At 39.8% G+C, this 12,519-nt stretch carries 11 protein-coding genes; 9 read left to right on the top strand and 2 right to left on the bottom strand.

Going from position 1 to position 12,519, the window contains the following annotated elements; all coding sequences use genetic code 11:
- The first annotated feature begins 39 nt into the window (after positions 1 to 39).
- The 9 genes from WAE64_RS19465 to WAE64_RS19505 all read left to right on the top strand — a co-directional run bounded on the left by WAE64_RS19465 (position 40) and on the right by WAE64_RS19505 (position 11,175).
- Complete coding sequence (locus tag WAE64_RS19465) at positions 40 to 399, top strand: hypothetical protein (protein ID WP_340239330.1); 360 nt, start codon at positions 40 to 42, stop codon at positions 397 to 399.
- Positions 400 to 1,474: 1,075 nt separating this feature from the next.
- The gene (locus tag WAE64_RS19470; RefSeq protein WP_340239331.1) at positions 1,475 to 2,080 is read left to right on the top strand and encodes an RNA polymerase sigma factor; all 606 of its coding nucleotides are present in this window, start codon (positions 1,475 to 1,477) and stop codon (positions 2,078 to 2,080) included.
- Positions 2,077 to 2,523 carry a DUF1129 domain-containing protein gene (locus tag WAE64_RS19475; protein WP_340239333.1) on the top strand — a complete coding sequence of 149 codons (447 nt, stop codon included), beginning with the start codon at positions 2,077 to 2,079 and terminating at the stop codon, positions 2,521 to 2,523. Before WAE64_RS19470 ends, WAE64_RS19475 begins: the two co-directional genes overlap by 4 nt.
- A gap of 60 nt (positions 2,524 to 2,583) precedes the next feature.
- Entirely contained in the window at positions 2,584 to 3,006 is a 423-nt protein-coding gene (locus WAE64_RS19480) for a hypothetical protein (RefSeq protein ID WP_340239335.1), read from the top strand.
- 2 nt (positions 3,007 to 3,008) lie between these two features.
- Positions 3,009 to 4,634 carry a S41 family peptidase gene (locus WAE64_RS19485; protein ID WP_340239337.1) on the top strand — a complete coding sequence of 542 codons (1,626 nt, stop codon included), beginning with the start codon at positions 3,009 to 3,011 and terminating at the stop codon, positions 4,632 to 4,634.
- Positions 4,635 to 4,751: 117 nt separating this feature from the next.
- Positions 4,752 to 5,564 carry an alpha/beta fold hydrolase gene (locus WAE64_RS19490; RefSeq protein ID WP_340239340.1) on the top strand — a complete coding sequence of 271 codons (813 nt, stop codon included), beginning with the start codon at positions 4,752 to 4,754 and terminating at the stop codon, positions 5,562 to 5,564.
- 509 nt (positions 5,565 to 6,073) lie between these two features.
- Positions 6,074 to 6,511, top strand: coding sequence for a response regulator (locus WAE64_RS19495; RefSeq protein WP_340239342.1), 438 nt, complete (start codon positions 6,074 to 6,076; stop codon positions 6,509 to 6,511).
- A 193-nt stretch (positions 6,512 to 6,704) separates the two neighbouring features.
- Positions 6,705 to 8,246, top strand: a complete 1,542-nt coding sequence (locus WAE64_RS19500; protein WP_340239343.1) for an SBBP repeat-containing protein — start codon at positions 6,705 to 6,707, stop codon at positions 8,244 to 8,246.
- Positions 8,247 to 8,445: 199 nt separating this feature from the next.
- Entirely contained in the window at positions 8,446 to 11,175 is a 2,730-nt protein-coding gene (locus WAE64_RS19505) for a PAS domain S-box protein (RefSeq protein WP_340239345.1), read from the top strand.
- A 129-nt stretch (positions 11,176 to 11,304) separates the two neighbouring features.
- Here the strand turns inward: WAE64_RS19505 and WAE64_RS19510 are convergent, their stop codons facing one another.
- Complete coding sequence (locus tag WAE64_RS19510) at positions 11,305 to 11,793, bottom strand: hypothetical protein (protein ID WP_340239346.1); 489 nt, start codon at positions 11,791 to 11,793, stop codon at positions 11,305 to 11,307.
- Between the two features lie 310 nt (positions 11,794 to 12,103).
- A complete protein-coding gene (locus WAE64_RS19515; protein WP_340239348.1) occupies positions 12,104 to 12,475 on the bottom strand; it encodes a hypothetical protein in 372 nt (123 codons plus the stop codon).
- Between the last annotated feature and the right edge of the window lie 44 nt (positions 12,476 to 12,519).

Raw genomic sequence — 12,519 nt, forward strand, 5'->3', positions numbered from 1 at the left:
TAATTATTGTATCGACGCTAATCCTAATTTTATTCTGAAATGGCTGTAAATTCTAACATCTTGATTCTGGAGGAAGCAGCGGCACTCAGCCATATTACTCCTGACACCTCCGACAACGAAATCATACATATTCTGCTTAAAAAGCTGTATATGAGTGATACAGAGGAGTATCTTTTTGATTCGCCAGATGGTTTCTGGACTGATACAGCGGTAAGGCGCATGGTAAGTTTATTAACAACCGAAAACAACCTTGCCTGTATTAGCACAAACCGAGACATGGAGCGGGTTTATCTCAAAATCAGCAAACATGGCATTGATATTAGTAAGCAAGGCGGGTGGCTCAAGTATCTGAGTTTCAGGGCTGCCTATCAATCTGGCACCTATACGGTATTTGAGTAGTACCGATAAGCCTAAAAAAGGAGTACAACAAACTTAGAAAACATATAGAGTTTTATAAACATGGCAGTTTAGCTGTGATTAAAAAAGGGGTTTAGAAACTGGCAAAATCGTTTCATAAAAAGCAAAAAGTCCTCCGGTTGGAAGGACTTTTTTGTTTGGGTGTGTTCTGGCTCTAAAGGTGCGTTGGTCTGAGAAAAGAGAAGTTTCCTACTCTTTTGCGTTATTGCTTGGGTAAGCTAAACCGGACGATTTTCTAATATGAGGTTTAGACTAATAGCATCAACAATAAGTATGGATTTAATAGCCATCAAGGCCTTGATAAAAATCATTGAGTAAAAATAAACGTATTGTCAATAAGTTGTGTGTGGCAAAATGCATAATGATAAGAAACCTACCCAAAAAGAAAAATTACTCTCCCGTGTGTATGGCTCGGAATGGCTACATTTGTGCACTGACAATTGCAAAAATACTTATTATGAAGTTTTATTTGGTTTGACTGGCTTCAAAATCATGTGATGATTAAAACCGCAAAAAGCCCTTTGATGAAGGGCTTTTTTGTTTTTTGTGGGTATGTGTGGAATGAGTTTATGATTGAAGGAATAAATGTTTATTTAAATAATGAAGAAGTTCAAATTCTGTAGAGCCGTACGGTTCGCCGCGCGATTGCAATACGGCTCTACAAAAATTGCGTTTTTCGTGGATGTTTATTTATTAAATCCTAATAAAAGGTGGGGTTATTTTGATAGATTATTAAAGAAAAAAGGGAAGACTGCTTCCCTTTTTTACCTGCCACCTAAAGCCCAAAGGGCAAACTTTTGCTGTAAAATTATATTAAACTATGTCTTCTTGTCGAAATCGAAGATTAAAACTAACAAACCTGGTATGAATAAAAAAGTACCTGGGTAATTAGAAAAGATTTTCTACCCTAATGCGAAAAAACACCCCCCCAAGAGGCTCATAGGGCGTTGGCAGGTGAGCATAATTTTCGTGTTTTATTATTGCCTAGTGGCAGGCTGTACTAAGAAATTTTCAGAATTTTTGCAACAATTTATACGTTCGCCCGTCTTATGCCTTAGTGAGCATAATCAGAGAACATAATGTATCAGACCGCACGTTGGTCGACAGGGTATTAGGCGGCGATACTAATGCTTTCAGGATTATCATGAAAAACACTGAAGGTTTGGTGGCGCAGATTGTGTATAAAATGGTACGAAACCCTGCCGACAGAAAAGACCTGGCACAGGATGTGTACCTGAAGGCGTTTCAGCATTTGAGTAGGTTTCAGTTTCAGGCTAAACTCTCGACCTGGATAGGGCAGATTGCTTACAATGCTTGCCTGGGCTACCTCGAAAAAAAGAAACTGGTGCTGATTGATAGTGTTACTGACGAAGATGAAAACCAAGTGCTCGATAAACTAAACAACGTAATTGACCCATTTTTGAGTGAAACCGAAAGTAGTTTTTTTAAACAAGAGCTTTCGGAGATTCTGAAAACTGAAATAGATAAACTTTCACCTGTTTATAAAACGCTCATTACGCTGTATCATACCGAAGAACTGAGTTATACCGAAATAGGCGAGATAACACAGTTGCCCGAAGGAACGGTAAAGAGCTATTTATCGAGAGCAAGAAAATTGCTGAAAGACAATTTGCTGCGCAGGTATAAAAAGGAGGCATTATGAAAAATAGACATCTGACCGACGAGGAGATTCAACAATATGTGCTTGATTGGGGCACTTGCAACAAAGAATTACTTGCTCACATAAGCCAATGTGAGCATTGCCAACAGCAAGCGGCGCAATACCAACTATTGTTTGCCAGCATTGAAAAACAAGAAAAGGCCACTTTTGATTTTGAGCTGGCCGATTTGGTGATGGAGCAAATTACCCAACCTGCGCCTGTGCCTGACAACAGGGCTGTGGTATATGCAATGCTTGCCATAGTTGCGGCTATGGTGGGCGTAATGGCTTATTTATTTGGCAATAGCACAGCAAGCCTTTTTGCTTTTATGCAACCTTTACTGATTGGCTTGCTGATTGTTACAGCCTTTGGGCTGGTGGGTTTTCTGGGGCTGGATATGTACCAGAAATACAAAACACAGATGAAAGCCTTAAATTTTAGCTAATAATTGCAACATTTAACAGACTTACCTATCTAATCTGACATAAACATTAAATTAAAAATTATGAAAAAGCTGTTTGTTATTTTATTAGCCCTTGTGAGTCCGGCGATGGCTCATGCACAAGAGGGACTCTACGAACCGGAGGTTTTCAGAACCGTTTCGGTGATTTTTTTGGTAGGCTTATTTATGTGGTTTTGTCTGGCCGTAATGAGGCGTATTATGGACAATAAACTGCGGAACAAGATTGTAGATAAGGGCGTGCCCGATAGTGTGGTGTCGTCTATTTTAAAGACTAACCCTAAAGAAGACCTGAACGCCAACATAAAATGGTTTGCTATTCTGATGGGTCTGGGCGTGGCACTTACGGCTATTCACTACACTTTGCCTTTGGGAATCCATTCGCTGGCAATCATGGCTTTTTGTATTGCCGCCAGCTTTCTGGGTTATTTCTTCTTCTTGAAACAATCTGACAAAAAATCTGAATAAGTATGCGTTATATAGTTTTATTGGTAATCAATGTATTGATTGCCTGGCCGAATTTTGCCCAGACATTACCTGTTGTCAAGGCAAATACAAAGCAAGTGAGCATACGTGACGGAAAAGTTTTTCAGAAAAATATCTGGAATCTATCGCCCGAGATAAAGCCCGATGTATATCAGGCTTTAGAACCCATAGTACCTAAATGCATTACGTTTTATACCGATATTGATTCTGTTTCTTTTGCTGTATCGTCGGGTAAAACGTATGATTTTCTGGTGGTATTAAACCAAAAAGATACTTGTTATACACGTATTTCTACTATTAAACCTGTGAGCAAAAAACCTGTAAATGTGGCTGTTGATAAACCCTTAGCCCCGGCTTTGCTGCAAGAAGATTTCAGAACATTCCGTGAAGCTTTACAGAAACACCACGCAGGTTTATACACTTACAAAAGCAAACAAGCAATAAATAGGCTTCTGGATAGCTGCGCAAGGGCATTGAAGAAACCAATGAGTCCGCTCGAATTTGGCAAGACGATTCTTTGGGTAATAAGTGCCATTGAAGATGGGCACACAGGAAGCAATCTGCCTCGTTTATTAATGGCCCATTACAACGACCACCAAAAAGTGTTTCCGCTGTATCCGTACTTTGTAGATAATAAGGCTTATGTGCTTTGCGGAGGTGCGCAGGGCTTGCCACCGGGTACTGAGCTATTGGCTATTAACGGCAAGCCAATTGGCGAAATCGCTAAAGAGATATATCGCTACCTGCCCTCTGACGGTGCTATTATGAGTAAAAAGCGACAACAACTAAACGATGGCGCTTTCCCGATTATGTATCATTGGCTTTTAGGTGGGAAAGCTATGTTTAAAGTTAAGTACAAAGCTAAAAACGGAGCAATGCAAACCATAAACCTGGTGGGTAAAGCCGTAAAAGACTTTAAGTGTGAGTATCAGAACCGGCAAAATAATACAAAACCTTTGCAGTTGACACAACTGAATACCAAAACAGCTTTGCTAAGCGTGAAATCGTTTGATGAAGGGAGGCTCAGTAGTGCCAAAGTAGATTTTGCTAAGTTTTTAGATAGTGCTTTTATTGCCCTGAATACACAGAAAACGGCCAACCTGATTATTGATGTACGAGACAATGGCGGCGGAGAAGATAATTATGGGGCTTTGTTGTATAGCTACCTTAGCCAGAAGCCATTCAGGTATTTTTTCTTAAAAGCCTCTACTACTCACGTCGTGAAGCCGAAAGAAAATCCCTTGTTGGGTACGCAGAGCCCTAAAAACAACAGCTTTAAAGGAAAAGTGTATATACTCACTAATGGGCGAAGTTTTTCTACTACGGCCGATTTCTGCGCCACAGCCCGTAGCAACGATAGAGCCATATTTATAGGTGAAGAAACAGGCGGAGGCTATTACGGCAACACATCGGGCGGAAGAATGGACGTTACCTTGCCCAACAGCCAGATTGTGGCCTTTGTGCCGCTTTTCAAATACCTGAATGCTGTAAAGAAAGCTAAATATGCTAATAGAGGTATAATTCCCGATTATACCATCATACCGAGCATTGACGATTTGCTTCAACACAAAGACGCCGAGCTTGCTTTTGCTTTGGGTTTGATTAAATAAGAGGGAGATTATTTGTCTGATTTTACCCTTAAATTGTCGTTTTTGCACCGTTTATAATTACAGAATGATGCTGATATTTGTATTATCACTAAGAATCAAACTAAACCGGGCAATTTTATGAATGCAGCATCTAAAGCCGACACGCAAGCAATGAAACCTAGCAATAGTGGCTACGCACCAGCTAATGGTATTGAAGTGTATTACGAAGTATATGGCAGCGGTGAGCCTATTGTTTTACTACATGGTGCTTATTATACTATCGAAATGAATTGGGGGCAGTTAATACCTGAATTGGCAAAAACAAGAAAAGTAATTGCTTTAGAATTGCAGGGGCACGGGCATACGCCTTTTTCGGAAAGAAAACTATCACGGGCAACTTTAGCCAGCGATGTAGAGAAAGTGATGGATTACCTGAAAATTGAGAGCGCAGATATAGTTGGTTATAGTTTTGGCGGGCAGGTAGCCTATCAGTTTGCGATACAGAGCCCTTCACGATTGAAAAAATTGGTTATTATTTCCTCTGTTCATAAAACCGAGGGTTGGGTGCCCGAAGTAAGCAGTGTTTTTAAAATAATGAAACCTGAGTTTTTTGCAAATTCGCCTTTGCAAACTGCCTACGATGCCGTAGCACCGGATAAAACAAAGTGGACAAAGTTTCTGGAGCAAATGATTGCCTCGGCCGGAGAACCATTTGATTTGGGCGACGACAACATAGCAAAATTAACGGCGCCTGTGCTAATCATATCGGGCGATAACGATGGGATGGACAAAGTCGAATTGGCAAAAACATATAAGTTGTTGGGAGGGGGTATTTCGGCTGATATGGCCGCAATGCCCAAATCACAACTGGCTATTATGCCTAATCAAAGCCATGTGAGCCTGATGAAGCAAACAAAAGAAATATTGATGTATTTGGATAAGTTTTTATAATAACACCATTGGAGAATATAAGTAATGCATTTGGTGTGCCCACTAAACAAGGTAGTTTTCAGGCACATCAAATGCATTTGCACCCTCTGCCCCAAGCTCTTCGCCCCAAGCCTTTCACCCCAAGCTCTTCACCCCAAACTCTTCGCCTTATGCCCTTCACCCTCTGCCCTTCACCCTCTGCCCTTCACCCTCTGCCCTTCACCCTCTGCCCTTCGCCCCATGCCCTCTGCTATATTATCTTTCTGTGAAATGTAAATTTTTTGCGTGCTTTTAGAAACAATTACGGATTTTTTTTGTTTAATTTTGTAATAAGTGAGAAAATCCATACAATATTTTCTCAAAATCAGGTATTGGCATGGTTTTTTATGCTTATTTACTAAGGTTTCCTCTTTTTATACCATAAAGTGCTTCCCCCTTAAAAACACCATTTACATCTCGTGCTTTTTCGTGTTATACGTTTGTGCTTTCTATCTTATAACATCAGTGCTTAAACTATACTGGTAGCTATATTGTCAGAACTAAATACACTTGGTATTATGTATAATATTGTATTAGCCGAAAAAGATGCCGAATATCAGGAGATATTCCAGGAGGCACTTGAAGAAATGAGTTTGCCGACTACGCTTACAATCGTGAACGATGGTAAAGAGTTGATGGATAAACTTAAAGCCGCACAATCATCGACTTATAATGTAGTGGTTTTGGATGTGAACATCCCCAAAAAAAGTGGGATTCAATGCCTGAAAGAAATCAGAAAAAACAACAGGTGGAATAATACATTTTCGGTTGTGCTCACGAGCGATAAAAACCGCAATCAGGTTGAAAAGGCTTATGGCGCAGGTGCAAACCTGTTTCTGACCAAACCCGATTCTTATAACGCTTACCTTGAAACTATCAGAAGAATACTAACTTCGGAATGGGAAATGAGTTTACCGATTTTTAGGTAATGGCATAGAATAGTTATGCAAATATGTTTTTTGAGTATGAAGTTAATCATGCTTTGAATCTTCTTTTTGACATTAAATTACTAGGTTTTTAATGATAAATACCGAAAGATAAATATGCCTACTTTTTCTTGATGCAGGCTTGTTTAGTTCTTATATTTGGTTTTAACCATTTCTGAAACTAAACAATTTTGCTATGAAATCTTTACTCGCTGTTTCTCTTCTTTTTGTTTTCTCTCTATCAATTTCATTCAGTTTTGCACAAAATGTAACAATCACCCCCGATGGTATTACTCCGGCTACCCCGAATTTGTATCCCCGTTTAAGCCATGACGCCCTTATGGCCTTACCTAACCCACAAAGCGGCGATATTGCCTACGATGTAACCTTTAGATGTTTGCGCCTCTATAATGGTACCAAGTGGGCAAGGTTGATGACTGATGTTGAACTAAACACACCATCGATGACGGCTTGGTCGGTAGGAGGAGTAGGAAGTGAATCTTCCAGAAGCATTGCCGTTGATACGCTAGGGAATGTATATATTGCCGGATACATTTCTGGCACTACAGTATTTGGAAATGATACGATTGTAAGTGCCGGACTAGCTGATGTTTTTGTTGCCAAATATACTAAAGAAGGAGTTTTGCAATGGGTGAAGCATGGAGGCGGATCAGCCTACGATTATGCGAATAATGTAAAAGTTGATAAAAGTGGGAATGTTTACATAACAGGGGTATTTGAAGGAACTGCCAGTTTTGATAGTTTATCTATAACAGCAGTTGGAGTTATGGATATTTTTATAATTAAGTATAATAGTGAAGGACAACTTCAATGGCTAAAACAAGGAAATGCAGCAAATTATGGCTATGGTTTTGCTTTGGCTATTGATATAAATGATGATTTATATGTTACAGGAAGCTTTGGACTTTCGGCTGATTTTGGCAAAGGAACTATTACTAGTGTTAGTTCACATGATGTTTTTATTGCTAAATATGATGGCACTGGAGATTTAAAATGGGTGCAAAAAGCTGGAGGGGTTCTTAATGATATAGCCTATGGAATTGCTGTTGATTCAGCTGGGTTTGTGTTTATAACAGGCTATTTTCAAAGTTCAGCAAGCTTTGGAACTATTAATGTTACCAGTGCAGGTAACGGTGATATTTTCATTGCAAAATATGACCCTTTTCTTCTTAAATGGGATTGGGTAATAAACAATGGAAGTGCCGGAACTGAGATTGGAACAGATTTAGCCGTTGATAAAAATGGTAACATTTATGTAACAGGAATATTCGACGGAAGTATTAATTTTTCTGATACTATGCTAAGTGGTAAGGGAGGCAATGATATTTTTGTGGCAAAGTACAACTCGGCAGGTACATTAGCATGGGTAAGAAGTGCTGGTGGTACAGGTAATGATGAGAGTTTGGGTTTGGCACTCGATGCCAGCGGCAATGCATATGTAACCGGGTCATTTAATTCAGTTGCCAGTTTTGATCAACTTTCGCTTATAAGTGTTGGAATGAGAGATACATTTATTGCCAAGTATGCAACTAATGGCACTCCACAATGGGTACAGAGGGCTGGTAGTATTGATAATGATGAAGGAAAAGATATAGCAATAGATGCAGGTAACAATATCTATATAACTGGCTATTTTACAGGTATTAATTTATTTGGCAGTACTCCGGTTACAAGTGCTGGCAGCGGAGATATTTATATTGCCAGAATAAAAGAGTAAAATAGTATCCTATTTTACCAAGAGCAGAGGTGTTAAACTTCTGCTCTTGTTTTTTTGTAGAGAGCCAGTACTAAATATTATGTATTTTTCCTCTTCAATCATATGGTTTTGCCAACAAAAAATCCAATCATTTGTTTATATTTGTAACAGTTACTAATAACACCTTAGCTTTTCTTGGGTTTTAACCAGTTTCATGATTATGAGTATACAATCATCATTAATAATCCCTGATGATTCGAATTTAGATATACAGTTAGATTTTCAGCAGGCTATTTTTAACTTTTTCAGGCAGGCTTCAGGTATTTTCTGCGTATTAAAAGGCCCTGATTACGTCTTCGAACTGGCTAATCCTTCTTTCCTACATTTTGTGGGGCAGCGTGAGCTAATCGGAAAAACCATGCATGAGGTTTTGCCCGAATTGCAAGAACAAGGCTTTTTTGAGATTCTTGATAGAGTTTATACGTCAAAAATAAGCTATTCAAATGCCGAAATGCCGCTCTTGTTTTCGCAAGCCGATGGCACAAAAAAAGAAACTTACGGCAATTTTACATTTCAGCCTGTGCTCAATCAGGGTGGCAATGTAGTTGGCATTATACTATCAGGCTATGATATTACTGAGCAGGTAAACGCCCATAAAAAGGTAGAGGAGCTTGAGGCACGTATGAGGTTGGCGGTTGCGGCCAGTAATCTGGGCATTTATGATTATAATATGCTAACTGGCGAGGTATTAGCCTCTGAGGCCATGAATGAGATTTTTGGTGTAAGCGGGCAACAGCATATTGAGGCGTATCTGAAAACGATGCAGCTTGGCGAAAACCAAGCAGACCGTGAGCTGATTTATGAAGAAGCTTTAAAGACCGGAAATTTGAATTATCAGTTTAGTATTACGCTGCCTGATGGTGAAAAAAAATGGGTAGAAACCCATGCCAATGTTTATTATGACAAAGAGGGCAAACCTGTGAGGCTGCTAGGTACAGTAAAAGATATTACGAATACTAAAAATGCAGAAGAGAAAATGGCAATGCTGGCGGCCATTGTGGAGTCGTCAGACGATTTGATTCTGAGCAAGGGCCTTGATGGCGTGATAAAAAGCTGGAACGATGCAGGCGAGCGGATTATGGGCTACAAAGCCCATGAAATGATAGGCCAGCATATATCAAAACTAATGCCGCCAGACCGCCTGCAGGAAGAAGATGAGATTGTAGGCCGTTTGAAAAAAGGCGAGCGGATTGAGCATTTTGAGACCCGAAGGGTGCGCAAAGATGGCACAACGATAGATATTTCGCTTACGATTTCGCCTGTGAAAAACACTAAGGGCGAAACGATAGGTGCTTCTAAAATTGCCAGAGATGTAACCGCCCAAAAATTAAATGAGCGGCTGATTTCAGAAAATGAAGAGCGCCTGAAAGTATTGCTGGATGCCAGCGACCTGGGAACATGGGAGCTGAATCCGGTAACAAGTGAGGTGAGTTACTCGCCAAGGTATCTTGAAATTTTTGGGTATGGCAGAGATGCCAGCCTTTCGCACCCCGACCTTTTGAATCATTTGCACCCTGAAGATAGGCTAGTCAGAGATGAGGCATTTAAAGAGGCCTACAAAAGCGGTGTGCTTGCGTATGTGTCGAGAATTGTCTGGAATGATAAAAGTGTGCATTGGATTGAGGCTAAAGGCAAGGTGTTTTATGATGAAAATAATAAGCCTTACAGGCTTTTAGGAACGGTGCGTGATGTAAGCAATGAAATGAATTACCAGAAAGAACTGGAGACAAGAGAACAAAAATTCAGGTTATTGGCTGATTCGATGCCACAGCATATCTGGACAAGTGATGCTGAGGGCAATATGAATTATTTCAACCACTCGATAACCGATTATTCGGGAATGACCGCCGAAGAGCTGGGGCATGAGGGTTGGCTGAAACTGCTCCGTGCTGAGGAAAAAGAAGATGCTACCGAAAATTGGCTTGATGCTGTTGCCGAAGGCGAATTGTTTAAGACCGAGCATCAGTTCAGGCGGCACGATGGGCAATATCGCTGGCAACTGACCCGTGCACTGCCACAAAAAGACCATGACGGAAACGTGGTTATGTGGGTGGGTACAAGTACTGATGTGCACGACTGGAAATTATCTACCGATGCCCTTGAAGAACAGGTGAAACACCGCACACAGCAGTTGGAAGACTCGAACGAAGAACTCAGTAAACTGAATAACGAACTGGCTCAGTTTGCCTATGTGGCGAGCCACGATTTGCAAGAGCCTTTGCGGAAGATTCAGACCTTCTCGGCACGTATTCAGGAGATTGAAAAAAATAATTTGTCTGATAAAGGCAAAGATTATTTCAACCGATTGCAGAATGCCTCGAAGCGAATGCAACAATTAATACTCGATTTGTTGGCCTACTCAAGAGCTAATACTGCCGAGCGGCACTTTGAAAACGTAGACCTCAACTCGATGATAGAGGGGATTCAGGAGCAGCTCAGGGAGGTTATATTACAAAAAAATGCAGTGATAGCTTCAGCCAAATTGCCTACATTGAGTTGTGTGCGGTATCAGTTTGAGCAATTGTTTACCAACCTGATGACAAATGCATTGAAATTTGCAAAGGCTGATGTAAACCCTCATATAAGTATCAGCTATGAAGTAGTGCCGGGTAGTACAATAGACGAAACAGACGTTGATAAAACCCTTGATTACCACCATATCAGTTTTAAAGACAATGGTATTGGCTTTGAGCCTGAGTATAACGAGGTGATTTTTCAGGTATTTAAGCGACTGCACGGCAAAGACGAGTATCCGGGCACGGGTATTGGGCTGGCTATTGTAAAGAAAATTGTAGAAAACCATGAGGGTTTCATTAGTGCATCAGGAGAAATAGGCGTAGGAAGTGTTTTTGAGATGTATTTTCCGGTGGAGAATCGTCCTGAACTTTGATTTACCTGATTAAACTGATTTTTATGATTTCAAATTCTGAATAAATGATTATTATTTGAAATCATAAAGATTATAATTACAAATTAATCAGGTAAATCACTAAAATCAGGTAAATCAAAGTTCAAGATATTATCTACTCATTGCATAATTCGGGTGGTTTAGTTCGGTCAGGATTACGTCTTTGGTAAGGTAGCCGAACATAGCAAAGGTTGCTATAAATGCAAAAATGCTGATAACTACCGACAAGGCGAAATAAGAGCCCGAAAACTGTTTTAATCGTTTTTTGAAAAAATGATTATAAACGATAAATGATTCGAGTATCATCAGGCCAATAAATAAAGTGGCTACCAATGCTACCGTAAAATTGTTGGCTGCCAGTGCCGATGCTTTTGATACTACCCCAAAGATGGTTATCCAGATTGGCAGGGCATAAAAGGCCAGCCATAGTACTATGGCAAAACCTACCCAACTGGCGATTTTACCGAGCGCACTAAAATGAGGGTAGCGTGGCTGAATTTGCCAGAACAGATAATGCACACCGCATAGATGCGCCAGTATTACATGGGGAATAACCAGATAAAACTCGGTAGGGAAGAGGCTTGCTTGTAAAAAAATCATAATAAGTGGAGGAGTTTATTATAGTATCAATTATATAAAGCCAGCAGTTATATTAAATAGCTTTGTGGGACATCAGCCCTAAAATACAAGGCAAATGTAATAAGCTTTTTGAGAGGAATAAAATGTATGAGAATAAGGTATTAATAATAGGTTCATACGTATAATGATTTAATGCCAGCAAAATTCTTTGCTAAGATAATAAAAAAACAAATAAATGCTAATACAATACAGTATTTTTAGTGCCTGAAATTGGGGGCATAAAAAAACACCTCTGAGCAAAGGCCACAGAGGTGTTTTTTATAAACTTCAATTACTTGATTCTTGTACCTATTACTTCTAGCATATCCATCAGCTTGCCTGTAAATTGGTCGTTGTCTTTTTTGGCAATAAGCATTGTTAAATCATAACCACCGGCCGAGAAAGTAGCAAATAGCTCTTCACCTTTCATTTCTACCGATGTCATGGCGCCTTCTTCTTTGGTTTCAGGGTTGATTACTTTTCCTGAAAGTTTGCCATCGGCAAAGCTGAAAATCATTGGTAGCTTCACATCACCTTGCGGTGTGTCTTTCACTAGTACTTCCCAGTTGCCTATGAAATAATCATGCGTAACTGCTTGTGCTTTAGCCATAGAAACAGCGGCCATTAATAAAACAATTGTGAATACTGATTTCAGGGTTTTCATTGATTTTGGTTTTTAAATATAAACGTTGGTTATGTATTGAGTGA

Origin of the sequence: Emticicia soli (genome assembly GCF_037860775.1) — a bacterium.
Lineage (GTDB): Bacteria > Bacteroidota > Bacteroidia > Cytophagales > Spirosomataceae > Emticicia > Emticicia soli.